The organism is Nocardioides sp. L-11A, from assembly GCA_029961745.1.
GTDB lineage: Bacteria > Actinomycetota > Actinomycetes > Propionibacteriales > Nocardioidaceae > Nocardioides.
This window is the reverse complement of record CP124680.1, coordinates 5,242,887-5,267,590: the sequence shown is the minus strand read 5'-3', so window position 1 is coordinate 5,267,590 and position 24,704 is coordinate 5,242,887. Positions and strand designations below refer to the sequence as shown.

General features: G+C 72.6%; 27 protein-coding genes. 13 read left to right on the top strand and 14 right to left on the bottom strand.

The features are described from left to right. Positions 1 to 53: 53 nt before the first annotated feature. The 3 genes from QJ852_25230 to QJ852_25220 all read left to right on the top strand — a co-directional run bounded on the left by QJ852_25230 (position 54) and on the right by QJ852_25220 (position 3,604). Positions 54 to 1,022 (top strand): alpha/beta hydrolase-fold protein, encoded by a 969-nt coding sequence (locus QJ852_25230; GenBank protein ID WGX96435.1) that lies wholly within the window; start codon positions 54 to 56, stop codon positions 1,020 to 1,022. A 45-nt stretch (positions 1,023 to 1,067) separates the two neighbouring features. Continuing rightward, on the top strand, positions 1,068 to 1,724 hold the full coding sequence (locus QJ852_25225) for an SHOCT domain-containing protein (protein WGX96434.1): 657 nt from the start codon (positions 1,068 to 1,070) through the stop codon (positions 1,722 to 1,724). A gap of 251 nt (positions 1,725 to 1,975) precedes the next feature. Then, positions 1,976 to 3,604, top strand: a complete 1,629-nt coding sequence (locus tag QJ852_25220) for an ABC-F family ATP-binding cassette domain-containing protein (GenBank protein ID WGX96433.1) — start codon at positions 1,976 to 1,978, stop codon at positions 3,602 to 3,604. A 110-nt stretch (positions 3,605 to 3,714) separates the two neighbouring features. Here QJ852_25220 and QJ852_25215 read toward each other — a convergent pair whose 3' ends face one another. The 5 genes from QJ852_25215 to QJ852_25195 are packed head-to-tail and all read right to left on the bottom strand — an operon-like array spanning position 3,715 to position 8,533. Continuing rightward, positions 3,715 to 5,208 (bottom strand): NAD(P)/FAD-dependent oxidoreductase, encoded by a 1,494-nt coding sequence (locus QJ852_25215; protein WGX96432.1) that lies wholly within the window; start codon positions 5,206 to 5,208, stop codon positions 3,715 to 3,717. Then, positions 5,205 to 5,693, bottom strand: a complete 489-nt coding sequence (locus QJ852_25210; protein WGX96431.1) for a hypothetical protein — start codon at positions 5,691 to 5,693, stop codon at positions 5,205 to 5,207. Before QJ852_25210 ends, QJ852_25215 begins: the two co-directional genes overlap by 4 nt. Continuing rightward, complete coding sequence (locus QJ852_25205) at positions 5,690 to 6,688, bottom strand: ferritin-like domain-containing protein (protein WGX96430.1); 999 nt, start codon at positions 6,686 to 6,688, stop codon at positions 5,690 to 5,692. The genes QJ852_25210 and QJ852_25205 overlap by 4 nt, the downstream gene beginning before the upstream one ends. Further along, positions 6,685 to 7,521 carry an SDR family NAD(P)-dependent oxidoreductase gene (locus QJ852_25200; GenBank protein WGX96429.1) on the bottom strand — a complete coding sequence of 279 codons (837 nt, stop codon included), beginning with the start codon at positions 7,519 to 7,521 and terminating at the stop codon, positions 6,685 to 6,687. Before QJ852_25200 ends, QJ852_25205 begins: the two co-directional genes overlap by 4 nt. A 1-nt stretch (position 7,522) precedes the next feature. Then, the gene (locus tag QJ852_25195) at positions 7,523 to 8,533 is read right to left on the bottom strand and encodes an alpha/beta hydrolase (GenBank protein ID WGX96428.1); all 1,011 of its coding nucleotides are present in this window, start codon (positions 8,531 to 8,533) and stop codon (positions 7,523 to 7,525) included. 45 nt (positions 8,534 to 8,578) lie between these two features. Between QJ852_25195 and QJ852_25190 the strand changes: the two genes are divergently transcribed. Next, positions 8,579 to 9,220, top strand: a complete 642-nt coding sequence (locus tag QJ852_25190) for a TetR/AcrR family transcriptional regulator (GenBank protein WGX96427.1) — start codon at positions 8,579 to 8,581, stop codon at positions 9,218 to 9,220. Between the two features lie 242 nt (positions 9,221 to 9,462). On the opposite strand, the gene QJ852_25185 is transcribed toward QJ852_25190, so the two are convergent. Further along, a complete protein-coding gene (locus tag QJ852_25185; protein WGX96426.1) occupies positions 9,463 to 10,245 on the bottom strand; it encodes a putative protein N(5)-glutamine methyltransferase in 783 nt (260 codons plus the stop codon). Positions 10,246 to 10,267: 22 nt separating this feature from the next. Next, entirely contained in the window at positions 10,268 to 10,495 is a 228-nt protein-coding gene (locus QJ852_25180) for a PspC domain-containing protein (GenBank protein ID WGX96425.1), read from the bottom strand. Between the two features lie 120 nt (positions 10,496 to 10,615). Here QJ852_25180 and QJ852_25175 point away from each other — a divergent pair, with 120 nt between their 5' ends. Further along, positions 10,616 to 11,422: a glycerophosphodiester phosphodiesterase family protein gene (locus QJ852_25175; GenBank protein WGX96424.1), complete on the top strand. Its 807-nt coding sequence runs from the start codon at positions 10,616 to 10,618 to the stop codon at positions 11,420 to 11,422. Between the two features lie 10 nt (positions 11,423 to 11,432). Further along, complete coding sequence (locus tag QJ852_25170; GenBank protein ID WGX96423.1) at positions 11,433 to 12,374, top strand: DUF5926 family protein; 942 nt, start codon at positions 11,433 to 11,435, stop codon at positions 12,372 to 12,374. Positions 12,375 to 12,439: 65 nt separating this feature from the next. Here the strand turns inward: QJ852_25170 and QJ852_25165 are convergent, their stop codons facing one another. From QJ852_25165 to QJ852_25150, 4 genes are all read right to left on the bottom strand, one after another. Then, positions 12,440 to 13,144, bottom strand: a complete 705-nt coding sequence (locus QJ852_25165; GenBank protein ID WGX96422.1) for a hypothetical protein — start codon at positions 13,142 to 13,144, stop codon at positions 12,440 to 12,442. A 105-nt stretch (positions 13,145 to 13,249) separates the two neighbouring features. Further along, on the bottom strand, positions 13,250 to 14,305 hold the full coding sequence (locus tag QJ852_25160) for an adenylate/guanylate cyclase domain-containing protein (protein WGX96421.1): 1,056 nt from the start codon (positions 14,303 to 14,305) through the stop codon (positions 13,250 to 13,252). A gap of 25 nt (positions 14,306 to 14,330) precedes the next feature. Beyond that, positions 14,331 to 14,705 carry a cyclic nucleotide-binding domain-containing protein gene (locus QJ852_25155; GenBank protein ID WGX96420.1) on the bottom strand — a complete coding sequence of 125 codons (375 nt, stop codon included), beginning with the start codon at positions 14,703 to 14,705 and terminating at the stop codon, positions 14,331 to 14,333. Positions 14,706 to 14,879: 174 nt separating this feature from the next. Then, a complete protein-coding gene (locus QJ852_25150) occupies positions 14,880 to 15,710 on the bottom strand; it encodes a prephenate dehydratase (GenBank protein WGX96419.1) in 831 nt (276 codons plus the stop codon). Positions 15,711 to 15,774: 64 nt separating this feature from the next. Here QJ852_25150 and QJ852_25145 point away from each other — a divergent pair, with 64 nt between their 5' ends. Further along, entirely contained in the window at positions 15,775 to 16,173 is a 399-nt protein-coding gene (locus QJ852_25145; protein ID WGX96418.1) for a DUF4446 family protein, read from the top strand. An 85-nt stretch (positions 16,174 to 16,258) separates the two neighbouring features. Here the strand turns inward: QJ852_25145 and QJ852_25140 are convergent, their stop codons facing one another. Further along, positions 16,259 to 17,842: a diacylglycerol kinase family protein gene (locus QJ852_25140; GenBank protein WGX96417.1), complete on the bottom strand. Its 1,584-nt coding sequence runs from the start codon at positions 17,840 to 17,842 to the stop codon at positions 16,259 to 16,261. Between the two features lie 22 nt (positions 17,843 to 17,864). Here QJ852_25140 and QJ852_25135 point away from each other — a divergent pair, with 22 nt between their 5' ends. The 4 genes from QJ852_25135 to QJ852_25120 all read left to right on the top strand — a co-directional run bounded on the left by QJ852_25135 (position 17,865) and on the right by QJ852_25120 (position 21,865). Continuing rightward, the gene (locus QJ852_25135) at positions 17,865 to 18,878 is read left to right on the top strand and encodes an aldo/keto reductase (GenBank protein WGX96416.1); all 1,014 of its coding nucleotides are present in this window, start codon (positions 17,865 to 17,867) and stop codon (positions 18,876 to 18,878) included. Positions 18,879 to 19,056: 178 nt separating this feature from the next. Beyond that, entirely contained in the window at positions 19,057 to 20,337 is a 1,281-nt protein-coding gene (gene serS, locus QJ852_25130; GenBank protein ID WGX96415.1) for a serine--tRNA ligase, read from the top strand. Further along, positions 20,334 to 21,197, top strand: coding sequence for an HAD family hydrolase (locus QJ852_25125; protein ID WGX96414.1), 864 nt, complete (start codon positions 20,334 to 20,336; stop codon positions 21,195 to 21,197). Before serS ends, QJ852_25125 begins: the two co-directional genes overlap by 4 nt. After that, on the top strand, positions 21,194 to 21,865 hold the full coding sequence (locus tag QJ852_25120; GenBank protein WGX96413.1) for a hypothetical protein: 672 nt from the start codon (positions 21,194 to 21,196) through the stop codon (positions 21,863 to 21,865). The genes QJ852_25125 and QJ852_25120 overlap by 4 nt, the downstream gene beginning before the upstream one ends. A gap of 9 nt (positions 21,866 to 21,874) precedes the next feature. On the opposite strand, the gene QJ852_25115 is transcribed toward QJ852_25120, so the two are convergent. Beyond that, positions 21,875 to 22,501: a bacterial proteasome activator family protein gene (locus QJ852_25115; GenBank protein ID WGX96412.1), complete on the bottom strand. Its 627-nt coding sequence runs from the start codon at positions 22,499 to 22,501 to the stop codon at positions 21,875 to 21,877. 210 nt (positions 22,502 to 22,711) lie between these two features. Between QJ852_25115 and QJ852_25110 the strand changes: the two genes are divergently transcribed. Both QJ852_25110 and QJ852_25105 read left to right on the top strand, forming a co-directional pair. Continuing rightward, positions 22,712 to 23,302: a hypothetical protein gene (locus QJ852_25110; GenBank protein WGX96411.1), complete on the top strand. Its 591-nt coding sequence runs from the start codon at positions 22,712 to 22,714 to the stop codon at positions 23,300 to 23,302. A 13-nt stretch (positions 23,303 to 23,315) separates the two neighbouring features. After that, the gene (locus QJ852_25105) at positions 23,316 to 23,702 is read left to right on the top strand and encodes a VOC family protein (protein ID WGX96410.1); all 387 of its coding nucleotides are present in this window, start codon (positions 23,316 to 23,318) and stop codon (positions 23,700 to 23,702) included. Here the strand turns inward: QJ852_25105 and QJ852_25100 are convergent, their stop codons facing one another. Next, on the bottom strand, positions 23,703 to 24,680 hold the full coding sequence (locus QJ852_25100; protein ID WGX96409.1) for an NAD(P)H-quinone oxidoreductase: 978 nt from the start codon (positions 24,678 to 24,680) through the stop codon (positions 23,703 to 23,705). It lies immediately after the preceding gene. Positions 24,681 to 24,704 lie beyond the last annotated feature (24 nt).

Below are 24,704 nucleotides of genomic sequence, written 5' to 3'. Positions count from 1 at the left end.
GGATATTGGTCCCACCCCGCATGACTCGACATGACCCCGAATCGGAGGACCCGATGGACGCCAACCGGACACTGGATCGACGCCGCCTGCTCAAGCTCGCCGGAGGGGCGGCCGCCGTCGGCGCGATGGCCCCCATCGGCCTTCCCGGCCTCGCCTCGCCCGCGAGCGCCGCGGGCAACGGCTTCGGCCTCACCATCACCGATCAGGGCGTGTTCGGGCGGCTGAACTACTTCCGCTTCGCGACCGCCCAGATCGGCTGGCAGCCAGGGGTCAACGTCCTGCTCCCCGACGACTACTACAGCACCAACTGGCGCCGCTACCCGGTCCTCTACCTGCTCCACGGCGGTCTGCAGGACTTCCGCAAGTTCCACATGGAGGACGACATCATCGGGCTCACCGCCGGTCGCAAGCTGATCGTGGTCATGCCCGACGGCGGCGGCGCGGGCTGGTACAGCAACCCGGTGAGCTCCTTCAGCGGACCCCGCAACTGGGAGAGCTTCCACATGAACCAGCTCATCCCCTGGGTGGACGCGAACTTCCGCACCTACGCCGAGTACGACGGCCGTGCGGTCTCCGGCTTCTCGATGGGCGGCTTCGGCGCGCTGAAGTACACCGCGAAGTACTACGGGCACTTCGCCTCCGTCAGCTCCCACTCCGGCCCGGCGAGCCTGCGCCGCGATGCCGGCCTGGTCGTGCACTGGGCGAACACCAGCTCGGCTGCCGTCGAGCTGGCCGGTGGCACGGTCTACGGCGCGCCCTTCTGGGACGAGGCGCGCGTCACTGCCGACAACCCGGTGCAGCGGCTCAACAGCTATCTCAACAAGCGGATCTTCCTGGTCTGCGGCCTCGACGAGGACATCAACGAGACCCCGGTCCGGGCCGGGCAGCGGGAGTTCCGCAGCCTGCTCGCCGCGCAGGGCATCCCGCACGAGTGGCACGAGCTGCCCGGCGCCCACTTCGTGCGCCGCGACATGCTGCAGCGCGACATCGACGGCGTCATCGCGCGGCTGAAGAAGGCCTGACCGCGTCGTCCCGCGAGCGGCGCGATCAGCTCTACGCTGGGCGCCATGACCGTCGCTCCGCGGGACGCCCCCAAGCCGCCGTCGCTGGTGGGCAGCGTGCTGCCTCCCGTGCTGTTCTTGCTCGTCGCCGGTGTCGTCGGACCGATCTTCCTCGTGATGGGTCTGGTCTCCGACGGTCCCGAGACGAGTTGGCTCCTGCCCACCGGCGTCGGCATCACCGCGCTCGACGTGGTGATCGGCCTCCTCCTCGGCCGCGGCCGCTACCGCTCCGCACAGAAGCTCTACCGGCTGCGCACCCGGGGGCGCCCCGCCCGGGCCCGGGTGCTGTCGTTCGAGCAGACCAATGTGCGCGTCAACGACCAGCCACTGGTCAAGCTGCGCCTCCAGCTCCACGGCGACGACCTCACCCCGTTCGAGGTGGAGAGCCGGACCGTGGTGCCCGACATCCGGCTGCCGCTCCTATACGCCGGCGACCTCCCGGCACTGGTCGACCCGGAGAGCGGGGAGTGGCAGATCGACTGGGACGCCGCCCCGATCGTCCCGGCGGCTCCGTCGTCACTGACGGCACCCGCGGCCGCCGTACCGGTGGACGAGCGGACGCCTGCCGAGCGGCTCGCCGAGCTCGACGACCTGCTGCGGCGCGACCTCGTCAGCCGCGAGGAGTACGACGCCACGCGGGCGCGGATCCTCGACGGGATCTGATCCGACCTCTCCTCCCCCACCTGGCCCCCGTCGTACCCGGCAATCGGGTCGTCGGACCGGACGCTTCGCGACCCGAATGCCGGGTACGACCCCGGTCGGGATATCGGCTCGCTTCCCCGACCACCCGGGACGTAGGCTTGTCCCATCATGCTGATCCTCGCCTGACCCGACTCGCGACCGCGGCCGTCCGGAGACCTCAGCGTCCCGGCCTGCGCCCGGCGAGTCCGACCCCGTCACCGATCGGATCAGCCATGTCAGCGCTCACCACCTCGTCGCTCGCCCCGCTCGTCGTCCGCGACCTCACCGTCGCCTACGGTCGCCGGACCGTCCTCGACGGGATCGACCTGGTCGCCCCGCCGGGGCGGCGGATCGGTCTGATCGGCGAGAACGGCGCGGGCAAGTCCACGCTGCTGCGCGCGGTCACCGGCGACCTGCCCGCGATCGCGCAGGTGACCGGCACGATCGAGCCGCCGGCCGACCTGGCGTTCCTCACCCAGGAGCCACCGTTCGCCGACGCGGACACGATCGCCGACGTCCTCGCCACCGCGCTGCTGCCGTTGCGCGAGGCGGTGGCCGCGGTCGAGCGACTGGCCGACCGGCTCGACGATCCGGCGGTCGCCGACCAGTACGCCGCCGCGCTCGAGCTCGCCCTCGCCCACGACGCCTGGGACGCCGACCGGCGCGCGCTCCTGGCCGCGGAGCAGCTCGGCCTCGACCATCTCGCCCCGGACCGGCGGGTGGGCAGTCTGTCCGGTGGCCAGCGCACCCGGCTCGCGCTGGCCACGCTGATGACCCGGCGGCCGCAGTGCCTGCTGCTCGACGAGCCCACGAACCATCTCGACGACGAGGCGGTCGCCCTGCTCGCGGCCTTCCTACGCGAGCTGCCCGGCGTCGTCGTGCTCACCAGCCACGACCGGGTGCTGCTCGACGAGGTCTGCACCGACCTGGTCGATCTCGACCCGGTCGGGATGGGCACCGACGGTCGCGGCGGGCGCAGGCACGGCGGTGGCTGGACGGCGTACGCCGCGGCGCGGGCCGCCGCGCGCCGCCGCTGGGAGGAGACCTACGCCCAGCAGCAGGAGGAGCTGGAGCGACTGCGCGAGGCCGCCCGGATCGACAAGGGCGCCGTCGCTCCCGGTCGCGGCCCGCGCGACAACGACAAGTTCATCCACGCCTTCAAGGGCGCCAACGTCGACCGCGCACTGGCCCGGCGCAAGCGCGACGCCGAGCGACGGCTCGAGGAGGCCGAGCGCAGCCAGGTCCGCAGGCCGCCGGTGCCGTTGCGCCTGGCGACCGGGCTGACGGCCGGGGGTGCCGGCAGCGCCCGGGCGGTCACCGTGCGCGACCTGGCCGTGGCGGGACGGCTCCGGCTGCCGGTGCTGGACCTCGCGGCTGGCGAGCACCTGCTGGTGACCGGTGCCAACGGGTCGGGCAAGTCGACCCTGCTCGGCGTACTCTCCGGCCGGATCGCGCCGACGAGCGGCGACGTGTGGATCGGCGCGCAGCGGGTCGCCGAGCTCACCCAGGATCCGCTGTTCCCGGATCTCACGGCCACCGCGCAGGCGACCTACGAGCGGTCGGTCGGCCCCGACCTCGCCGTACGCCGCCCGCTGCGCGACCTCGGCCTGCTCCACCCGCGGGAGCATCCGAAGCCTGTGGTCCTCCTGTCGGTGGGCCAGCGACGCCGGCTGGCGCTGGCGATCGCCGTCGCCACCGAGCCGGACCTGCTGCTGCTCGACGAGCCCACCAACCACCTCTCGCTCGCGCTCGTCACCGAGCTGGAGGAGGCGATCGGCACCAGCCCCGGCACCATCGTCCTCGCCTCCCACGACCGGTGGCTGCGCCGTCGCTGGGCCGCCGCGACGCTCGCGCTCGGCTGATCCGGGGCGGGCTCGTGGTGCACCGCGCAACTACCGAGTTCGTCGTGAATCCGCCGGATCGGCGACGAATTCGGTAGTTGAACCGGACCGCCGGAGTCGCCCGTACGAGGTCAGCCGGTGAACGCGTAGGCGTCGAGCGGGTACCTCCGCGCCGCCCACATCGTCTCCAGTGTGGTCGCCGGCCGGAAGGGCACGTCCCCATGGGCGTCGAAGTAGTAGCTGTTGGCCAGCCCGCACGACTCCTGGAAGAACACCTGGTGGCGCCGGCGCCCCAGCGCGCTCGCGAGATAGGCGGCGTTGGCCTCGGGAGTCACCTCGACCCGGGTGGCGCCGACCTGCCGCGCGCGGCGCAGGGCGCGCACGATGTGGGCGCTCTGGGTCTCGATCAGGTTGAAGTACGACGAGCCGTTGTAGCCGTACGGCCCCAGGATCGTGAAGAAGTTCGGGAAGCCGGGCACGCTCACGCCCTGGTAGGCCTGGAAGTGGTTCTCCTCCCACCATTTCTCCAGGTCGAGCCCGTCGGCGCCGCGCACCGCGAACGGCGGCATGTTGCCCTTCTCGAACACCTTGAAGCCGGTCGCCAGCACCAGTACGTCGGCCGCGTGCTCGCCGCCGTCGACCGTCCGCACGCCCGTGGTGGTGACGCTCGCGATGCCCGCCGTCTCCAGGGTCACGTTCGCGCGGTTGAAGGTCGGCAGGTACGCATTGGAGAAGCTCGGCCGCTTGCAGCCGAGGGCGTACGCCGGCGTCAGCTTCGCCCGCGTCCCGGGATCGCGGACGGCGCGGCGCAGATAGGCATGGCCGATCCGCTCGCCCACCGCGGCGACCGGCACCAGACCGGCGAAGTGGGCGGCCACCGGGAAGGTGGCCTCCACGAAGCTCTGGCTGGCCAGCCGGCTCATCCGGCGTGCGCCGGGCACCATCCGCAGCGCCATCCGGGCCGGCGTGGGCAGGGGCGCGTCGGGCTTGGGCAGGCACCAGATCGGCGTGCGCTGGAAGACGGTGAGGTGCCGCGCGGCGGCGGCGAGGTGGGGGATCGCCTGCACGGCCGAGGCCCCGGTGCCGATCACCGCCACCCGCCGGTCGGTCAGGTCGACGCTGTGGTCCCAGCGGGCGGTGTGCATGACCGTCCCGGCGAAGTCGGCGATCCCGTCGATGTCGGGCAGTTTCGGCTGGGTGAGCACCCCGGTCGCGCCGATGACGTAGCGGGCCGTGATGGGGGCGCCGCCCTCGATCTCCAGCCGCCACAGATGGGCCTCGTCGTCGAAGGACGCGGCGGTGACCGTGGTGCGCAGCCGGGTGCGCCGGCGCACGTCGTACCTGTCGACGCAGTGCTCGGCGTACGCCTTGAGCTCCCGCCCCGGGGCGTAGACCCGCGACCAGCCGGCGACCTGCTCGAAGGAGAACTGGTAGCTGAAGGAGGGGATGTCGACGGCCACGCCGGGATAGGTGTTCCAGTGCCACGCGCCGCCGAGGCCGTCGCCGGCCTCGAGGAGCAGGTAGTCGTCGAAGCCCGCCCGGGACAGCAGGATCGCGGCGCCGATGCCGGAGAATCCGCCCCCGACGATGACGACCTCGTGGTCGGGCGTGGTGGTGGTGCTCATGCGCAGAGGTCCTCTCGCCGGGCGGCGCTCTCGCCGAGGACGATGCAGTCGACGTGGTGCTCGATGCCCTCGGCGCTGCGGACCCCGCCGGGCACCAGCGCGTAGACCGGCCAGGAGACCAGCGTGCAGTGCGGTTCCTGCAGCGCGGCGTAGTAGCGGCCGTCGACCCGCGGGCGGTGCCGGTTGAACCGGGCGTCCGGGGTGAGCCGGCGCCGCGTCCACGGGTCGCGGACGGCGAGCCGCAGGCCGATCCGCGCCGCCGGGCGGGCGAGCCGGCCGGGCAGCGGGAGCGGCAGGGGCAGCAGCCAGTCCGGCTCCTCCTGGAACACCTTGACCGCGCGGGCGGTGCGGACCAGCTCCGGGACGATCACCGCCGCCTCACGCCCCGGCGCGATCACGGCCACCGCCAGGCCGGTGAAGGCGCGGCCGCGCCAGGCGTCGCCGCGGATCAGCTCCCCGGCGTACCCGCCGGCCGGGGCGGTCACGAGGCCACCGGCTCGTGGGTGAGCTCGTCCACCCAGGACTGCGGACGACCGAGCACCTTCGCGGGGACGAAGGAGGTCAGCTTCACCATCGGGTCCGCGAGCAGCCGGTGGTACGGCGAGGTGCGGTCGACCACCATCGCGGCCTGCGCCTTGAGCACGTGGTACGCCGGGATCCGGCCGGTGTGCGCGCCGCGGGAGCCGATCGTGACGAACCTCCTCACGGCGTGGTAGAGCTTCTGCTCGGGCAGGCCCATCGCCACGATGTTGTCGCGCATCTTGTTGATCAGCGGCGTGAACACGACAATCAGGCCGAGCACCACCTGTGGCTGCAGCAGCGCGATCGACTCGATGAGCAGCTTGTGCAGGGGGCCGGCGCCGATCAGCTCCAGCACCTGGAAGTCGACGGTGATGTGCCGGGCCTCGTCGGAGTTGATGTGCCGGAAGACCTCGTGGCAGACCGGGTCGGTGACCTCGTCGAGCAGGAACTTCACCAGCGCCCCGTCGAGCGCGCACTCCAGCAGCGGGATCAGGGTGGCCAGGCCGGTCAGCGGCAGCGTGTCGCCGTAGTCGTCGAGGACCTTGATGGCGAGCTTGACGTTGATATTCGGCTCGGGCGGGTTGCCGTCGGCGTCGAGCATGCCCCAGCGCTTCATCAGCGCCAGCTCGGCGTTCGCGTGCTTCTGCTCCTCGGCGTGGAAGTACTCGTAGATCCGCTGGATCGTCGGCGTGGGCGCCTTCTTCGCCAGCGACGCGAAGCCCCGGGCGCCGACGTGCTCGATCCACACCAGGTCGGCCATGAAGGGCTGCATCTTGGCGCGCAGCTCGTCGGTCATCGTCTCGGCGCCGGGCGCGTCCCAGTCGATGTCGGCCAGCGACCACTGCTTGTCCTTGATGGTCTGCAGCATCCGGTCGAAGTCGAAGGTCGTGCGTGTGGCCGCGGATGTTGCCGCGGATGTGGTCGCGGACGTGGTCGTGCTCGTGGTCGTGCTGGTCATCGGTCGGCACCTTCCTCGTCGGGAGCGAACCGGCCCAGCAGGCCGGCGACGCGGGTGTAGGGGGCGGGGAGCAGGCGCTTGGTGCGCCAGAGCAGCTGCGCGTCGAGCTGCGGGACGACGTACAGCCGGCCCTTGTCGTGGGCGTCGAGTGTGGTGCGAGCGACCCGTTCGGCGGAGAAGCCCACCAGCTTGGCGATGCGGCGGGCGAGGCCGGCAGCGGCGGGGTCGATCAGGTCGCCGTCGAAGATGTTGGTCCTGACGAAGGTCGGGCAGAGCACGGTGACCGCGATGCCGGTGCCCGCCAGCTCGGCGGCCAGGGTCTCGGACAGGCTGACGACGCCTGCCTTGCTGACGTTGTAGGCGCCCATCCGGGGTGCGGCGGTGAAGCCCGCGGCGGACGCGACGTTGATGACGCCGCCGCGGCCCGCCGCCCGCAGGGTCGGCACGAAGACGTGACAGCCGTGGATGACACCCCACAGGTTCACGCCGAGGGTCCGTTGCCAGTCGGCCAGGGGAGCGTCGCCGACCGTCCGGCCACCGGCGCCGATGCCGGCGTTGTTGACCACCAGGCGCGGGGCCCGGCCGAGCCAGTCGAGCGCGGTGTCGTGGAGACGCTGGACCTGGGCGATCTCGGCGACGTCGCAGGCGACCGGGAGCGCCTCGCCGCCGGCCGCCGCGATCGCGGCCACGGTCTCCTTGGCGTGGGTCTCGTCGAGGTCGGCGCAGATCACGCGCCCGCCGCGGCGGGCGAGCTCGCGGGCGAAGGCGCGGCCGATGCCGCTGCCCGCCCCGGTCACGACGGCGTCGGCGTCCCGGGTGCGGCGGTGTCCCATGTCAGGCCTCCTGGGCGGGTCGGACGAGGGTCAGTGCGCTGCGGCGCCGCTGGACCTCGAGCTGGTCGTCGACGAAGGCGGCGGCGACGTCGAGCGCGCGATCGGCCTCCGGCACGATCCGGGGCAGCGCCTGGAAGACGTGCATCTGGTCGGGCCAGATCTCCAGGCGGCAGTCGGCGCCGCTGGACGACAGGCCGCGGGCGAGCTCGATCGCGTCGGCTGCGAGCATCTCCGCACCGCCGGCCTGCACCAGCGTCGGCGGGAACCGGTCGGCGCCGTCGAAGGTGAACGCCAGCCGGGCGGCCCTCGGGTCGTGGCCGGCGACGTACAGGTCGAGCATCCGCGCCGCCTTGGCCGCGGAGATCATCGGGTCCGGGCGCATCCGCTCCCGGGCCGCGGCCAGCGACATCGAGAGGTCGAGCACCGGCGAGAACGCGACGAGGGCCGCGGGCGGCGTACGACCCTCGCGGATCAGCTCGAGAGCCAGGTCGACGGCGAGGTGTCCGCCGGCGGAGTCGGCCGCGAGCACGATCCGGGCCGGGTCGTGGCCCTCCCCGAGCAGCCAGTCGTACGCCGCTCGGACGTCGTCGGCAGCGCTGGGGAAGCGGTGGGAGGGCGCCAGCCGGTAGTCGCAGGCGAAGACCGGGAGGCCGGTGCGGGCGGACAGCCGGGTGGTGAGGCCGCGGTGGGTGCGGGCCGAGCAGATCGTGAAGGCGCTGCCGTGGACGTAGAGCAGCACGGCGTCCTCGCGCTCGGCCCCGGGGCCGCGGACCCACTCGCCGCGGACGGACGGGCCGCTCGCCGCGGGCCGGGTGACCCGGACCGTCCGGCTGCCGCGCAGCGGGGGCCCGAACGCGGCGAGACTGCCGGCGACGAGCCGGCGGGAGAACCGGATGCCCGCGCGGTTGAGCGGGATCGCCGTGGTCAGCGGGCGCAGGGTCCGGGCGGTCACCGTGGCCGCCAACCGGCTGCGCGCGGAGCCGCGGGACGAGCCCGAATTCTGAAGGCGCATGCCCTCACATTGCATTCTGAGGGCGCCTGCCGTCAAGATGCTCGGGTGGAAGCTGCAGCTCGCGCCCCGCGCCGTCGGTACGCCGGCAAGTCGGCCGACGAGCGCCGTGCCGAGCGCCGCGCGGCCCTGGTCGCCGCTGCCCTGGAGATCTGGCAGGAGAGTGGCTGGGCGGCGGTCACCATGCGCGGCGTGTGCGCCCGGGCGAGCCTGACCGACCGGTACTTCTACGAGAGCTTCGCCGATCGCGACGCCCTGCTCGCGGCGTTGTGGGACCAGGTGCGCGACGAGACCCTCGCCATGCTGCTGGGCGCCATCGAGCCGCACGCCGACGACGACCCGCTGGTCCAGCTGCGCGCCGCGCTGTTCGTCGTGGTGCACCACATCGGCGATGAGCCGCAGCGCGCGCAGATCATCTTCGGCGACCACGCCGGCAGCGCGGTCCTCGAGCAGCGCCGCCGCGAGACCATCCAGATGGCGGTCGACCTGCTCATCGACCTCGCGCGTCCCCACCTGCGTCCCGACGCCGACGAGACCGGCCTGCGGGTCAGTGTGCTGCTGGGCATCGGCGGCTTCGTCGAGACCGTCCTCGCCTGGCGCTCGGGCCTGGTCGAGGTCGACGCCGATGCCCTGGTCGAGCACCTCACCGCCGTCGGCGCCGCGCTCGCGCCCCGCTTCCTCCTCAGCTGACGCCCCGCACTTGTAACTAAGGGTTACAGCACAAAAAACGGTGCAACAGCGCCCGGGTAGTAGCCACAGCGCCCGGGTAGATGGCTCGGGGCGCGTGTGGACTCGCCGCGGATGCGCCATCGGCTGGGTGCACAAGTGGGTCGGGGGCCGCGTCGGCCCGAGGCCGCCTGCCGTTCGACTACCTCGGTGCTGTGGCTACTACCCGGGTGCTGGTGCACTGAAATTCGTGATGTAACACTTAGTTACAAGGACCTTCGGCCGGACACCACGGTCGCTTCCCGCTCCTCGTCGTGATGGACGGTGGCGGCCAGACCGGCGTCGGCGAAGGCGGCGCGGGCGGAGGGGGTCTGGGCGCGGGAGACCTCGGAGAGCACGGTGCCTCCGGGGCGCAGCCAGCCGGGCGCGAGAGCCGCGACCCGGCGGAGCAGGTCGAGCCCGTCCGGGCCGCCGTCGACCGTGCCGCGCGGCTCGTGGTCACGGGACTCGGGCGGCATCAGGGCCACGGCGTGGGTCGGGACATAGGGGACGTTGGCGACGATCACGGCGACGGTGCCGCGCAGGACGGGCGAGAATGCCGAGGCCAGGTCGCCGACTGCCGCGGTCCCACGGACCTCCGCGAGGTTGCGCGCCGCGCAGGCGACCGCGGCGGGGTCGATGTCGCCGGCGTGCACGACCAGGCCGGGCACCCGTCGGGCGAGCGCGAGGCCCAGCGCTCCGGTGCCGCAGCACAGGTCGAGGACGGTGTCGCCGCGGGCGAGGGGCGGGGCCGCCAGCTCGACGAGGTACGCCGTGCGCTGGCGGGGGACGAACACGCCCGGCTCGACGGCGACCCGGCCGCCGTCGAAGGCGACCCAGCCGACGACGTACTCCAGGGGCTCGCCGGCGATCCGGCGCCGGACCAGGTCCTCGAGGTGCGCGGGCGAGGAGGCGGAGGTCCGCAGCACCTCGGCCTCCTCCTCGGCGAACACGCACCCCGCGGCACGGAGCCGGGCGACGAGCGCGTGGTCGGGTGCGGGCGCGGACACCTGGTCAGGGTAGGCGCCTCGCTCAGCCGCGGGGCATCAGCCACCAGCCGGCGAGGTAGAGCAGGATGCCGGCGCCGCCGGTGAAGACCGTGGCGGCGACCATCAGCAGCCGAACGACGGTGATGTCGATGCCGACGTGCGCGGCGACGCCGGCGCACACGCCGGCGACCATCTTGTCCTGCTCGCGTCGGGTCAGCCGGCGCGGCGCGGACGGACCGTGGGGGGCGGGGTAGCTCTCGTAGTTGCTCATGACCCCAGCGTGCCTCGCCGGCGCGGGCCGGACATCGGGGAACGACCCCGGTCCGACCCGGATCCGACCCTGAGGCCACGCCTCGGGACCGGGGGCCGCCGGACCTGCCACAATCGGGGCGTGCCCACCGTCCGACCGCAGGTGGTCGCCCACCGCGGCGCCAGTCACGAGCTCGCCGAGCACACCCTGGGTGCCTATCTGGAGGCGCTGGACGCCGGCGCCGACGGCCTGGAGTGCGACGTCCGGCTCACCGCCGACGGCCACCTGGTCTGCGTGCACGACCGTGACCTGCGCCGCACCGCCGCCAACAAGGGCATCGTGTCGACGATGGACCTCGCGGACCTCTCCGAGCTCGACTTCGCCGCCTGGAAGAACCCGTGGGCGGACCTCGACGACGAGGCGCCCGAGGAGGACGAGAATCTGCGTGGCGTCCTCACCCTGCGCAAGCTCCTGGAGACCGTCGCGGACTACGACCGCCGGGTCGAGGTGGCGATCGAGACCAAGCACCCGACGCGGTACGGCGGCCTGGTGGAGAAGCGGCTCGTCGAGATGCTGCGGGACTTCGGCTGGGACCAGGCCGGCGCGCCGGTGCGGGTGATGAGCTTCTCCTTCACCGCGCTGCAGCGCGTCGAGCGGCTCGCGCCCGAGATCCAGCTGGTCCAACTGCTCGACAAGCCCAACTACTGGCAGATGGTCCGGCGGGTGATCGGCGGCGACTGGACCGTCGGTCCCGGCATCAAGATGCTGCGCGAGCACCCGCGGGTCGGCGAGTCGATCGCCCGTAGCGGTCGCGACATCCACGTCTGGACGGTCAACGAGGAGGAGGACCTCGAGCGCTGTCTCGACCTCGGGGTGACGGCCGTGATCAGCGACCGGCCGAGATACATGATCGACCTGCTGGAGCAGCGGTTCGGGCCCGACCAGTAGGTTTCCGCGCATGGCGAAGAAGAACCGCACCAAGGCCTCGGCCGTCACGGACACCCCCGCGGGCGAGGTCGGCCCCAGGCAACCCTGCCCGTGCGGCTCGGGCAAGCGCTACAAGGCCTGTCACGGCGCCCCCGGCGGCGGCCAGGTCTTCGTCAAGCGCCCCTTCGAGGGCCTCGCGTCCGAGTGCGACATCGTCGCGCTGCGCGAGCTGGTGCCCGCCGCGACCGCGACCCTCACCCTCCAGGGCGAGTACGCCGACCGCGTGGTCAAGCTCTGCACGCTGCTGCCGATGGCGGCGCCCGCCCTCGTCCGCGACAGCGGCGAGGTCTGGCTCGGCCTCCAGGTCCAGCACAACTTCGGCGACCCCGCCCGCGACCTCGGTGCGGTGCTGGTCGAGGCGCTGGCCGCCGAGCCCGGCGCCGGCATGGTCGGCCTGACCGCGCCGCCGGGCCCGGGCCCGCGGCTGCAGGACCTGGTCGCCGACGCGCCGCTCGCGGTCGAGGTGCACGAGGGGTTCGACTACTGGGTCTCCGACATGGAGGCCAGCTCGGAGCTCGCGCAGGCGCTGGAGCAGGCGGAGGGGGCCGCGGCGCCCACGGCCCGGCTGGGTGAGGTGGCGGCGGCGTACTGGACCCGGATGGGTGCCAAGGAGCACCTGCGCTGGGTGATGCCGGAGCCCGAAGACGCGCTGCTCGACGCGCTGGCCCGGCTGCACGTCTCCGGTGACGACGTGATCGTCCCGGACGCCCGCTTCGTCGGCATGTTCCGCGCCCACGGCCTCCTCACCCCCGTCTGGGACCTGCCGGTCGGCACCGGCGCCGAGCCGCTGGAGGCGGCCGCGACGGTGTTCAAGGCGAAGCTCGACGACGCCCTCGCGGACGGCGCCGACCTCACCACCGAGCAGCGCTCGGCCCGCAACGGGCTGGCGAACCGCCAGGTCACCATCCGCTGACGACGCGCGAGGGGCGGGACCGGCGTCGTGCCGGTCCCGCCCCTCGTCGGTGGAGCAGGCGTCGATCAGTACGTGTAGTGCTGGATGTCGACGTACTTCTTCATGCCGCCGGACTTCACGAAGACGGTCTTCGAGGCCTTGAGCTTGGGACCCTTGGGGACCTTCACGCCCTTCGGGGCCTTGGTCTTGGTGACCTTGTAGCAGTGCTGCGACTTCTTGTTGGTGCGGAAGGTGTAGCCCTTCTGCCAGCCCTTCTTCTTGGCGACCTTGTAGGAGGTCGTCACGGGCTTGTTCTTGTACGGCGCGGAGAGCGGGCCGACCTCGGCGCAGACCTTCTTCGGGCTCTTCTCGATGTACTTGATGCCGCGCTGCACGTTGACGGTGAACACCGGGGACGTCGCCGGCGTGTAGGTGTTGCTACCGCTGGTGCCGCCGGCGTAGACGGCCTGGTACTCGAACGACTCCGACAGCTGGAAGCCCTCGATGACGTAGGCGCTGGTGTTGCTGGCCAGCGGAGTCCAGGTGGTGCCACCGATCGGGCGCGAGTTCAGCGTCAGGCCGCCGGCGTACACCTTGGTGCTGGTGCCCGCCTCGTAGACGTAGGCGTAGATGCTGTAGTAGTCGCCGTAGCCGGTGCCGGTCGCCGCAGGCGACTCGAACCGGATCTCGGTGGTCTTGGTGGCCTTGGCCGATGCCGGACCGGTCGCGCCGGCGAGGCCGGCGACCGCGATCAGCACCGCGGTCACGACGACGGCGAATGCTCGGGACATGCGCATGAAGCGGAACTCCTGTCTCAACGGATCAGACACGCCCCATGGCGCGCCGTCCACGACCTTCCCATGTACCCGCCGCCGGAAACCGGACGGGGTCGAGGATCAGTGCGGCGTCGTGGCCTGGAGCACCCAGACCTTGAGCCGGGAGTAGCCCTTGACCGAGATGCGGCGCAGCCGGCGGAACCGGTACGCGCCGGTGTGCTCGTCGGCGTCGTCGCCCTCGTCGTCGGGGCGGCCGGTGAGCGCCGCGTAGGTGCCGAGGTCGACGAGCACGGAGTTCGGTCGGGCCACGGAGGTGAGTCGCGCGGCGATGTTGACGACGGGACCGAACACATCGCCGAGGCGGGTCACCACCTCGCCGTACGCGATGCCGGCGCGGACGGCGGGGAAGGGGTCCGCGGGATCGGCGCCCCGGCGGGTGAGCTCGAGGGCGATGTCGGCCATCGCCTCGGCGGAGTCGGCGACGATGAGCAGCTCGTCGCCGATGTTCTTGATGATCCGGCCGCCACGGTCGACGGTGAGGCCGAGCACCGTGGACTCGAAGGACTCCAGCCAGCTCACCAGCTCGCGGTCGGTGAGGGTGCGCGAGCGCGAGGTGTAGCCCACGATGTCGACGAAGCAGACCGCCCGGGTGGCGGACGGGCCGGCGGACCGCTCGGCCAGCAGCCGGGAGCCGGCGCTGAGCAGGTGGCGCCGCCAGACGTAGCTCTGCAGCTCCTGGACTCGCGGCAGGGCCTCGTCGGAGATCGCGAGCAGGCCCTCGGTCGGGTCGGCGCCGACCTCGGCCGCCACGGAGGCGAGCAGGGCGACCTGCCAGTCGGCGAGCCGGGCGAAGCTGCGGCCCCAGGTCCGGACCAGCCCGTCCTGTCGCTCCTGGCTGAGGATCCCGAGCCGGATCAGGTCGCTGGTCAGCTGCAGCGCCCGGACGTCCGCGGTGGTGAACGCCGCCTCGTCGTCGGGCACGTGGGCGAAGCCCAGCAGGTGCCACAGCTCGTTGGCGGTCGCGAGCGGTACGCCGGCCCGCTCGGCCACCTGTCGCTGGGTGAGCCAGGGCGTCTCGCCGAGCAGGTGCTCCTCGAGCGCGCCGACGACCCCGCCGACGACCCCGCCGACGACCCCGCCGTCCGGCGGGGCGGCGGGGTCGTCGGATGCGGTCACGGCCGGAGCGCCCGGAGAGGCAGGATCAGCCCTGGTCGCCGATGCGCGACTGGGCGACCTCGACCAGCGCCTCGTGGAACGCCGGCCACTCGGCGTCGAGCTCGCGCAGGGTGTCGTCGGTCAGGTGGATGGTGTCCAGCGGGGTGAGGGCCACGACGGTGGCGTTGCGCAGTCGCTGTCCGACGATCGCGGCCTCGCCGACGATGTCGCCGGGGCCGAGCTGGGCGATCTCGGCGCCGTCACGACGCACCGAGACGGTGCCGTCGAGGATGATGTACGCCTTGTCGGCGGGAGTGTCCTCCCAGATCGGCGACCAGCCCTCGGGGAGCTTCACGCGGCGCCCCGTCGCGCTGATCCGCGCGATCTCCTGGGGTGAGAAGTGCTCGAAGAACGTTGCCATGCTGACCCTTTCGCTGTCCGGACGAAGGCCCGCCCGGCTCGCCCGCTCTCCCCGGATTGTCATCGCCGACCCTAGTGCGCACCGGGCCGGCGCGGGAGACAACTGTCACAACGTGTCCGGGGCGGGTGCGTTACCCCGGGGTACGCCGGCCGCCCGGCCGTCGTACCGGAGGGCTCAGCCGCGGAACGGGTCGGCCGGGTAGACCCCGAGCACCTTGATGTCGGTGGTGAAGAAGGTGAGCTCCTCCAGGGCCCGCTTGAGGCCCGGGTCGTCAGGGTGTCCGTCGACCTCGGCGAGGAACTGGGTGGCGGCGAAGTGGCCGCCGACCATGTAGCTCTCCAGCTTGGTCATGTTGATGCCGTTGGTGGCGAACCCGCCCAGCGCCTTGTACAGCGCGGAGGGCAGGTTGCGGACGTTGAAGACGAAGCTGGTGACCACCGGGCCGTTGCCCTGCGGGGCCATCACGTAGTCGGGGGAGAGCAGCACGAAGCGGGTCGTGTTGTGGTCCTCGTCCTCGACGTCCTCGCGGAGGATCTCGAGGCCGTAGATCTCGGCGGCGAGCGGCGGCGCGATCGCGGCCTGGGTCGGGTCGGCGGCCTCGGCGATCTCGCGGGCGGCGCCGGCGGTGTCGCCGGAGATGATCGGCGTCAGCCCGAGCTCGCGGATCACCTTGCGGCACTGCCCGAGGGCGTGGACGTGGCTGTGCACCGTACGCAGGGTGTCGACCGACGCGCCGGGGACCACCATCAGGTGGAACTGGATGCGCAGGAAGTGCTCGGCGATGATGTGCAGACCCGAGTCGGGCAGGAAGTGGTGGATGTCGGCCACCCGGCCGGCGATCGAGTTGTCGATCGGGATGAGCGCGAGGTCGCAGTCGCCGCTGGCCACGGCCGCGAAGACGTCCTCGAAGGAGGCGCAGGCCACCGCCTCCGCCTCCGGGTAGTGCTGCTTGCACACGATGTGCGAGTTGGCGCCGGGTTCTCCCTGGTACGCGATGCGGGCCATGGCGCCAGCGTAGTGGCGGCGCGTGGCCGCTCGGCATGCCGTCTCGCCGACTACGGTCGCTCCCATGGCCGTCGTCCTCGCCCTCCTCGCCCTGCTCGTGGCCGCCGCAGCCCTGGTGGTGGCGCTCCGCAACGGACGGTCGAGCGGTACGACGGGCGCCGACGACCTCCCTGCCGACGCCGCCGGGCTGCGCCGCGAGGTCGCCGCGCTGCGGGCCGAGGCCGTCGGCGCGCTGCGGCACCTCGCCGTCGTCCGCTATGACGCCTTCGACGAGATGGGCGGGCGGCTGTCCTGGTCGCTGGCGCTGCTCGACGACACCGGCGACGGCGTCGTCCTCACCTCGATCCGGGGCCGCAACGAGGCCCGGACCTATGCCAAGTCGGTCGCCGGGTGGAGCAGCGAGCAGGAGCTCTCGCCCGAGGAGGCCGAGGCGGTCGCCCACGCGCGCCTCGCCCGCAGCTGACGTGTCGGCCCGGTGGACGGTTCAACGACCGAATTCGTCCTCGATGGCTCGATCGGGCGACGAATCCGGTCGTTGAACCGTTCGCTCACACCGTCCGCGGCACCCGCACCAGCACTCGGCCGTGGATGCACTCCATCCGCAGCTCCGAGCCCAGGCCGATGGTGTCGCCGTCGAGCTGGCGCGGCACCTCGCCCGCCGCGCGTACGACGACCTTGCGGCCGGTCATCCGGGCGACCGACTCGCCGGCGTTGTGCTCGCGCCGGGTGAGCACGCGCAGCACCAGCGGGATCCAGCTCAAGAAGCGCCGGGGATAGAGCAGGACGACGTCGAGCTGGCCGTCGTCGATGGCGGCGTCGGGCAGCAGGTTCATCCCGCCCTGGAGGCTGCCGACGTTGCCGATCACGCAGGTGCGGGCGCGGTGCTTGGTGAAGGGGCCGTCGTCGACCGAGATCTCCAGCTTCATCGCCGGGAACATCAGGCCCTTGAAGGCGGACAGCACGTAGGCGAGCCAGCCGACCTTCTTCTTCAGGTCCTCGTTGACGCCCTCCATGATCGCGGCGTCGAAGCCCATGCCGGCCATCACCATGAAGTGCGAGGGCTCGATGCCGTCGCCCTCGACCTCGACCATGTCGATGGCCCGGTCCTGGCCGGTGAGCGCGATGTCGATCGCGGCCCGGATGAACAGCGGGATCTCGAGGTTGCGAGCCAGCAGGTTGCCGGTGCCGGCAGGCACCACGCCCACGGGGATCCCGGTGCCGGCGAGTTCGGCGCACACCTCGCGCACGGTGCCGTCGCCGCCGCAGACGATGACCAGGTCGGCGCCCTCGACCGAGGCCTGCTCGGCCTGCCCGGTGCCGGAGTCCTCGACGGTCGTGAGGTACCAGCGCGGCTCGCTCCAGCCGGAGTCCCGGGCCAGCTGGGTCACCATGGCCTGGAACTGCTCGACCGACTCGACCTTGATCGGGTTCAGGACGACGGCCAGCCGGCGGGCGGAGGGGAACGGCTGGGGCAGGGGCTCGGCCTTGAGCGCATGGCTGCGGGGGAGCGGGTTGTAGAGCGCCACCCCGAGCAGCAGGAGACCGAGGCCGAGCAGGGTGCCGCCGACGACGTCGCTGGGGAAGTGGCGCCCGAGCAGGATCCGGTCGGCGCAGACGAGCAGCCAGACCAGGACGGCGAGGGTCGAGAGCAGCCGCCGGATCCCCGCCCGTCGGACCAGCATCACGGCGAGCAGGACCACCAGCCCGCTGAACGCCGCGGCCGCGGACGTGTGCCCGGAGGGGAAGGCGTTGGAGTGCAGGAAGTACTCCGGGTCCTGCCAGACCGGCCGGCCGCGGCCGACCAGCACCTTGGCGCCGTACGTCGCGAGGGCGGTAGCCGCCATCACCGCGGCGACCAGGATCCCGGCCCGACGGTGGCCCTTGACGAACAGTGCCACCGCGAGCACCGCGGTGATGGCCGTCATGCAGGCGGTGCCGAAGACGATCTCGACGGCCCGGAGCGGGTGCGCGAGCCAGCCCTGGTCGGCGGCCCACTCGCGCGCCGTCTGGCCGCGGTCGTCGAGGTCCAGCACCCACGACCACTCGGCGGCGACGGCACCGGCCACCGCCGCGAACAGCGCGAGCAGGATCAGCGAGGCCAGCAGCGGGGTCCGGCGGGGTCGGTCGAGCACTCCCGGAGGATAACGTCGAGCCATGACCGCGCCCTCCTCCACGACACCGTCCTCCACGACACCGTCCGCCGCGACCCTGGGCCGCTCGGGTCTCGTCGTCTCCCGCGTCGGCCTCGGTTGCAACAACCTCGGCCGCCCGGGCGCCGCCACCGAGTCGCAGGAGGGGAGCGATCGCGTGGTGGGCGCCTCGCTCGACGCCGGGATCACCCTGTTCGACGTCGCCGACACGTACGGCGCCACGCCGGGTCTCGCCGAGGAGCGGCTCGGCCGGGCGCTGGGCGCCCGCCGCTCCGAGGTGATCGTCGCCACGAAGTTCGGCATGGACATGGGCGGGGTCAACGGGCCGGACTTCGGTGCTCGCGGCTCCCGCCGCTACATCCGCACCGCCGTCGAGGCCTCGCTGCGGCGCCTCGGCACGGACTGGATCGACCTCTACCAGTTCCACACCCCCGACCCGCGTACCCCGATCGAGGAGACGATGGCCGCCCTCGACGACCTGGTCCGCGAGGGCAAGGTGCGCTACCTCGGGCACTCGAACCGGGCCGGCTGGCAGATCGCCCAGGCGGAGTACGTCGCGCGCGAGCTCGGCATCGAGCGCTTCGTGTCCGCCCAGAACCACTACAACCTCACCGACCGGCGTGCGGAGCTCGAGGTGCTGCCCGCCGCCCGTGCGTTCGGGATCGGCGTCCTGCCCTACTTCCCGCTGGCCAACGGGCTGCTCACCGGGAAGTACGCCTCCGGCAGCGCGCCCGAGGGCACCCGGTTGGCCCGCACCCGCAAGCACCTGCTGGAGGACGCGGTGTCGCCGACCCTCCGCGCGTACTCGGCGTTCGCCGCCGCCCGGGGGATCTCGGAGGTCACGGTCGCCATCGGCTGGCTGCTCGCCCAGTCGCCCGTCGCGTCGGTCATCGCGGGCGCCACCTCGACCGAGCAGGTCGCGGCCAATGCGTCCGCCGACGCCTGGATCCCCACCGCCGAGGATCTGGCCGAGCTGGACCTGCTCTTCCCTGCTCCTGCTCCCATCGCGTTGTACTGAGGGTGCAGGAATCGCCGGTCGACCGGCGATTCCTGCACTTGTCGCGCGTTTCTGTCACTTGTCGGGCGTTGCAACGCCCGACAAGTGACAGAACAACCGGTCGACCGGTTGTTCCGCCGCCGCATCGCCGACGAAACCGATGCACGGCACATAGGCCCCGACGGCTAGCCTGAGCCGCATGATCGACCCCCGCCTCCTCCGCGACGAGCCCGACCGCATCCGCGCCTCGCAGGCCAAGCGCGGGGGCTCTCCCGACGTGGTCGACCGCGCACTCGCCGCCGACACCGCCCGCCGTGCCGCCATCGCCGCCTTCGAGGAGAAGCGCTCGGCGCAGAAGACCTTCGGCAAGCAGGTCGCGCAGGCGAGTGGCGACGAGAAGCAGGCGCTGCTGGCCCAGGTCAAGCAGCTCGCGGCCGAGGTCAAGGACCTCGAGGCGGCGCAGACCGCGGCCGACGAGGCCTGGACGACGGCGCTCAAGGCGATCCCCAACGTGGTCTCCGACGAGACCCCCGCGGGCGGCGAGGACGACTTCGTGGTCCTCGAGGAGATCGGTACGCCGCGTGACTTCGCCGCCGAGGGCTTCGAGCCCCGCGACCACATCGAGCTCGGCCGGATGCTGGGCGCGATCGACCTCGAGCGCGGCGCGAAGGTCAGCGGGAGCCGGTTCTACTTCCTCACCGGCGTCGGCGCCCAGCTCGAGCTGGCGCTGGTCAACCTGGCGATGGAGCAGGCACGCGGCGCGGGCTTCACCCAGGTGATCGCACCGTCGCTGGTCCGCACCGAGGCGATGGAGGGCACCGGCTACCTCGACCAGGGCGGCGGCGAGGACATCTACCGGATCGAGGGCGAGGACCTCTACCTCGTCGGCACCTCGGAGGTGCCGATGGCGGCGTACCACTCCCAGGAGATCCTCGACGCCGACAGCCTGCCCCGCCGCTACGCGAGCTTCAGCCCCTGCTTCCGCAAGGAGGCCGGCTCGCACGGCAAGGACACCAAGGGGATCATCCGGGTCCACTGGTTCGACAAGGTCGAGATGTTCGTCTACGCCACGCTCGAGGACGCCGCGGCCGAGCATCAGCGGCTGCTCGCGTGGGAGAAGGAGTTCCTCGACAAGCTCGAGCTGGCCTACCGCGTCGTCGACATCGCCGCGGGTGACCTGGGCGGCAGCGCGATCCGCAAGTTCGACTGCGAGGCGTGGATCCCGACCCAGGGCAAGTACCGCGAGCTGACCTCGACGTCCAACTGCACCGACTTCCAGACCCGGCGCCTCGACACCCGTGGCCGGTTCGGCGAGAGGACGGGTCCGATCGCCACGCTCAACGGCACGCTGACCGCGATCACCCGCGCGATCGTCGCCGTCCTCGAGACCCACCAGCAGGCCGACGGGTCGGTCCGGGTCCCGGCGGCGCTGCGGCCCTATCTCGGCGGCCTCGAGGTGCTCGAGCCGGTGACCCGATGACCGATCCGGGTCAGCCCGGCTGGCAGCCCCGCCTCGTCGCGCTCGACATCGACGGCACCCTGCTCAAGTGGGTGGCGGGCCTCGGGATGAGCCACGAGGAGGTCACGCCGGCGGTGCACGACGCGGTCCAGCGGGTCCTCGACTCGGGCGGGCACATCGTGCTCTCGTCGGGGCGCGCCCCCCACAACATGACGGTCGTCGCCGACAAGCTCGACCTCCACGGCCACGGCGAGAAGCTGTGGATCGTCGCCGCCAACGGCGCGGTCGTGCTGCGCTACCCGCCCGCCGAGGTGGTCCACGAGGTCACCTTCGACGCCCGCCCGGCGGTCGCCGCCGTCCTCGCCCAGCACCCGGAGGCCCTCGTCGCGGTCGAGGAGCGCGGGGTCGGCTACCGGGTCTCGGGTGCCTTCCCCGAGGGCGAGCTCGGCGGTACGACGATCGTGGCCGCCGTCGAGGACATGGTCGCCGAGCCGGTCAGCCGTGTGATCATCCGCGACCCGAAGGCCACGGCCGAGGACTTCGTCGCGCTCGCGGCCAATCTCGGTCTGCACGGCACCGACTACATCGTCGGCTGGACCGCCTGGCTCGACCTGGCGCCGGTCGGGGTCTCCAAGGCGTCCGGCCTCGAGTACGTCGCCCAACAGCTCGGCATCGACCGGGGCGACGTGCTCGCGATCGGCGACGGCCGCAACGACATCGAGATGCTGCAGTGGGCGGGCCGCGGCGTGGCCATGGGCCAGGCCGTCGACGAGGTGAAGGCGGTCGCCGATGCGGTGACCGACTCCGTCGACGAGGACGGCGCGGCCGTCGAGATCGGCCGCTGGTTCCCCGTCCCCGGATCTGGTGGGATGGAGGGGTGACCCCCCGTCTGCGCCGTGCTGCCCTGCTCGCGGCGACCGTGCTCCTGGTCGCCCTGCCGGGTGTCGCTGCGGGCTTCCCGGGAGCGGCCGGCGCCGCACGGGTCGTGGGCGCGGTGGGCGGACTGCCCGCCGAGTGCCCTCCGGTCGACCTCACCGACGAGGTCGCCGTCGATCAGCGCGCGGCCGCCTCGAACGACGTCTTCGTCGGCCGGGTCGACGTCGCCACGCCGACGGCCGGCTCGGGTCGGGTCTCCTATGTCGTCGCCGTGCAGCGGACCTGGCGCGGCGACGTCGCCAAGGACCAGCCGGCGACGGTCATCGTCGACTGGCCGGTCGGCGCGCAGCCCGGCGTGGCGCAGGGGTCGGCGTACCTCTTCTTCACCCGTGACACCGCCGAGGGGATCGTGGCCGACGCGTGCGGCGGCACGGTGCTGCTGCCCGGTGGCCTGACGCCGAAGATCGCGGCGACGCTCAAGGCCTATCTCGCCTCCGTCGAGCCGCCGCCCGCGCCGGAGCCGCAGCCGGTCCCGGTGACCTTCCACCAGCCCGACGAGCCGCTGGGCGACCCGCCGCAGATCGGGCGGGTGCTCGCATCGGGCGGGGCGATCAGCCTGATCGGCCTCCTCGGCCTGCTGCTGGTCTCCCGCCTGGGCCGCCGCCGTCCCTAGGTCGTCGGCTCAGAGGTACATCCCGCCGGAGGACGACGACGGGTCGCCGCCCTGCTGGTCCGGTGCACTCTGCTCCTGCGGGTGGGCGCCCGGTGCGCCGCCGGGACCGCCCGGGCCGCCGAGGCTCATGCCGGGCGGCAGGGCGCGACGGATCTGCTCGAACTGCGCCCGCGCGGCCATCTGCTGGGCGTAGATCGCGGTCTGGATGCCGTGGAAGAGGCCCTCGAGCCAGCCGACCAGCTGCGCCTGGGCGATCCGCAGCTCCGACTCCGAGGGGGTGGCGTTCTCGGAGAACGGCAGCGAGAGCCGCTCCAGCTCCTCCACCAGCTCGGGCGCCAGGCCCTGCTCGAGCTCGGCGATCGAGGAGCGGTGGATGTCGGCGAGACGGCTCCGGCTCGCCTCGTCGAGTGGGGCGGCCTTCACCTCCTCGAGGAGCTGGCGGATCATGCTGCCGATCCGCATCACCTTGGCCGGCTGCTCGACCAGGTCGGTCAGCGCGCGCTCGCCGTCGTCGTCGCGGTCGTCGCCGGAGGCCTCGGCCTGCTCGACGGCGGACGCGGGGACGGTGCCGATCGGCTGGCCGTCGGGTCCGATGACGACGATCTGCTCTTCGCTCCCGGAGGCGTTCTCGCTCATGCCCCCAACCTACCGGCACGCCCGCGCCCATCCGGCGCGACGATCCCCCCGTTTGGGTGATGGCGCCGGCGCCGGGCGGGCGTAGGTTGCGAGCGGGGCCCGGCCGGGGCCCGGTGTGACCTGCCTCGACCGGTCCCGTGGACAGCACGACGACAGCACGACAACAGCACGACGACATCCGCGACGGATCGATGACCGAGGAGGCAGCACATGTTCATCCAGATGATCCAGGGCCCCTGCACCCGGCAGGACGAGGCCCACGCACTGCTCGACGAGTGGCGCCGCGACCTGGCGCCCGGCGCGGCCGGCTGGCTGGGCGGCACCTATGGCTTCACCGACGACGACCAACTGGTCGCGGTCGTCCGCTTCGCCTCACGCGACGCCGCGATGGCCAACTCGGACCGTCCCGAGCAGAGTGCGTGGGCCGAGCGGTTCGGTGAGCTGATGGACGGCCCGCCCGTGTTCCACGACTGCGACGACGTCACCCTGTTCCTCGACGGCGGCTCCGACGAAGCCGGCTTCGTGCAGATCATCACGGGCCGGGTCGACGACCCCGGTCGCCTCAAGGCGATGCTGGCGGACACCACCGCGCTGCACGAGGCACGCCCGGAGATCGTCGGCGGGACCCTGGCGATCGAGCCCGACGGCTCCTTCGTCGAGACGGTCGCCTTCACCTCGGAGGAGGCGGCGCGGGAGGGCGAACGGGTCGAGCCGCCCGCCGACGTACGCCGGGAGCTGGAGTACGCCCTGCGCGGAGCCACCTTCCACGACCTCCACCATCCGCGCTTCCAGAGCGCGTGAGGAGGGCCGTCCGATGCTGCTGGAGGGCTGCACCGTCACCGCGAACATCCCGGCCGCCGACCTGACCCGCGCCCGACGCTTCTACTCCGACACCCTCGGGCTGGAGCCGGTCGACGAGAACCCGGGCGGGCTGGTCTACCGCACGGGCGGGACGGACTTCTTCCTCTACGAGACGCAGGAGGCGGGCAAGGCCGGGCACACCATCGCCCAGCTGCACGTGCCCGACGTCCGCCCGGTGGTCGAGGAGCTCCGGGCGTCCGGGCTGAGCTTCGAGCACTACGACCTGCCCGGGGTGACCTGGGACGGCGACGTGGCCGCTATGGCGGGCATGGGTCACGCCGCCTGGTTCAAGGACAGCGAGGACAACATCCTGTGCCTGGACGACAGCCGGCCCGCCTGATCAGGGGGTGAGCAGGACCTTGCCGACGGCGTCGCCCGACTCGATCATCCGGTGCGCCTCGGCGACCTCGTCGAGGGGGAGCACGGCCGAGACGACGGGGCGGATCGAGCCGTCGGCGACGTGCGGCCACACGTGCTCGACGACCGACGCGCAGATCCGCGCCTTCGCCTCGACGGGGCGGGTGCGGAGCGCCGTCGCGATGACGGCGCCCCGCTTCGAGAGCAGCTTGCCGATGTTCAGCTCGGCCTTCGCCCCGCCCTGCATGCCGATGATGACGAGCCGGCCCTCGTCGGCGAGCGCGTCGATGTTGCGGTCGAGGTACTTGGCTCCCATGTTGTCGAGCACGACGTCCGCCCCGGTGCCGTCCGTCGCCTGCCGGACCACGGCGACGAAGTCCTCGTCGCGGTAGTTGATCGCCCCCTCGGCACCGAGCTCGCGGCACCGGGCGAGCTTCTCCTCGCTGCCCGCGGTCGTGAACACCCGGGCCCCGGAGGCCGCGGCCAGCTGGATCGCGAACGTGCCGATCCCGCCACCGCCGCCGTGGACGAGGAAGACGTCGCCGGGCCGCAGCCCCGCGACCATGAAGACGTTCGACCACACCGTGCAGGCGACCTCGGGCAGGGCGGCCGCGCTCACCAGGTCGATGCCGTCGGGGACGGGCATCAGCTGCCCCTCCGGTACGACGACGCGGCTCGCGTAGCCGCCGCCGGCCAGCAGCGCGCACACCTGGTCGCCCACGGTCCACGCGGTGACCCCCTCGCCGAGCGCGGCGACCGTGCCGCTGCACTCCAGGCCGATCACATCCGAGGCGCCCGGCGGCGGTGGGTAGAAGCCCTGCCGCTGCAGCAGGTCCGCCCGGTTGACCGCGGTCGCGGCCACGTCGAGCAGCACCTCGCCCGGACCCGGCACGGGGTCGGGCAGCTCGGTGACGACGAGGGTCTCGGGCCCGCCCGGGGCGGCCTGGGTGACAGCGCGCATGCAGGCAGTCTGTCAGCCGGGGGT

Bases quoted from the DNA above. Each gene is read 5' to 3' on its own strand.
- QJ852_25230 (WGX96435.1), top strand. From the start codon at position 54: ATGGACGCCAACCGGACACTGGATCGACGCCGCCTGCTCAAGCTCGCC.
- QJ852_25225 (WGX96434.1), top strand. From the start codon at position 1,068: ATGACCGTCGCTCCGCGGGACGCCCCCAAGCCGCCGTCGCTGGTGGGC.
- QJ852_25220 (WGX96433.1), top strand. From the start codon at position 1,976: ATGTCAGCGCTCACCACCTCGTCGCTCGCCCCGCTCGTCGTCCGCGAC.
- QJ852_25215 (WGX96432.1), bottom strand. From the start codon at position 5,208: ATGAGCACCACCACCACGCCCGACCACGAGGTCGTCATCGTCGGGGGC.
- QJ852_25205 (WGX96430.1), bottom strand. From the start codon at position 6,688: ATGACCAGCACGACCACGAGCACGACCACGTCCGCGACCACATCCGCG.
- QJ852_25200 (WGX96429.1), bottom strand. From the start codon at position 7,521: ATGGGACACCGCCGCACCCGGGACGCCGACGCCGTCGTGACCGGGGCG.
- QJ852_25195 (WGX96428.1), bottom strand. From the start codon at position 8,533: ATGCGCCTTCAGAATTCGGGCTCGTCCCGCGGCTCCGCGCGCAGCCGG.
- QJ852_25180 (WGX96425.1), bottom strand. From the start codon at position 10,495: ATGAGCAACTACGAGAGCTACCCCGCCCCCCACGGTCCGTCCGCGCCG.
- QJ852_25170 (WGX96423.1), top strand. From the start codon at position 11,433: ATGGCGAAGAAGAACCGCACCAAGGCCTCGGCCGTCACGGACACCCCC.
- QJ852_25165 (WGX96422.1), bottom strand. From the start codon at position 13,144: ATGTCCCGAGCATTCGCCGTCGTCGTGACCGCGGTGCTGATCGCGGTC.
- QJ852_25155 (WGX96420.1), bottom strand. From the start codon at position 14,705: ATGGCAACGTTCTTCGAGCACTTCTCACCCCAGGAGATCGCGCGGATC.
- QJ852_25150 (WGX96419.1), bottom strand. From the start codon at position 15,710: ATGGCCCGCATCGCGTACCAGGGAGAACCCGGCGCCAACTCGCACATC.
- QJ852_25145 (WGX96418.1), top strand. From the start codon at position 15,775: ATGGCCGTCGTCCTCGCCCTCCTCGCCCTGCTCGTGGCCGCCGCAGCC.
- QJ852_25135 (WGX96416.1), top strand. From the start codon at position 17,865: ATGACCGCGCCCTCCTCCACGACACCGTCCTCCACGACACCGTCCGCC.
- serS (WGX96415.1), top strand. From the start codon at position 19,057: ATGATCGACCCCCGCCTCCTCCGCGACGAGCCCGACCGCATCCGCGCC.
- QJ852_25125 (WGX96414.1), top strand. From the start codon at position 20,334: ATGACCGATCCGGGTCAGCCCGGCTGGCAGCCCCGCCTCGTCGCGCTC.
- QJ852_25115 (WGX96412.1), bottom strand. From the start codon at position 22,501: ATGAGCGAGAACGCCTCCGGGAGCGAAGAGCAGATCGTCGTCATCGGA.
- QJ852_25110 (WGX96411.1), top strand. From the start codon at position 22,712: ATGTTCATCCAGATGATCCAGGGCCCCTGCACCCGGCAGGACGAGGCC.
- QJ852_25105 (WGX96410.1), top strand. From the start codon at position 23,316: ATGCTGCTGGAGGGCTGCACCGTCACCGCGAACATCCCGGCCGCCGAC.
- QJ852_25100 (WGX96409.1), bottom strand. From the start codon at position 24,680: ATGCGCGCTGTCACCCAGGCCGCCCCGGGCGGGCCCGAGACCCTCGTC.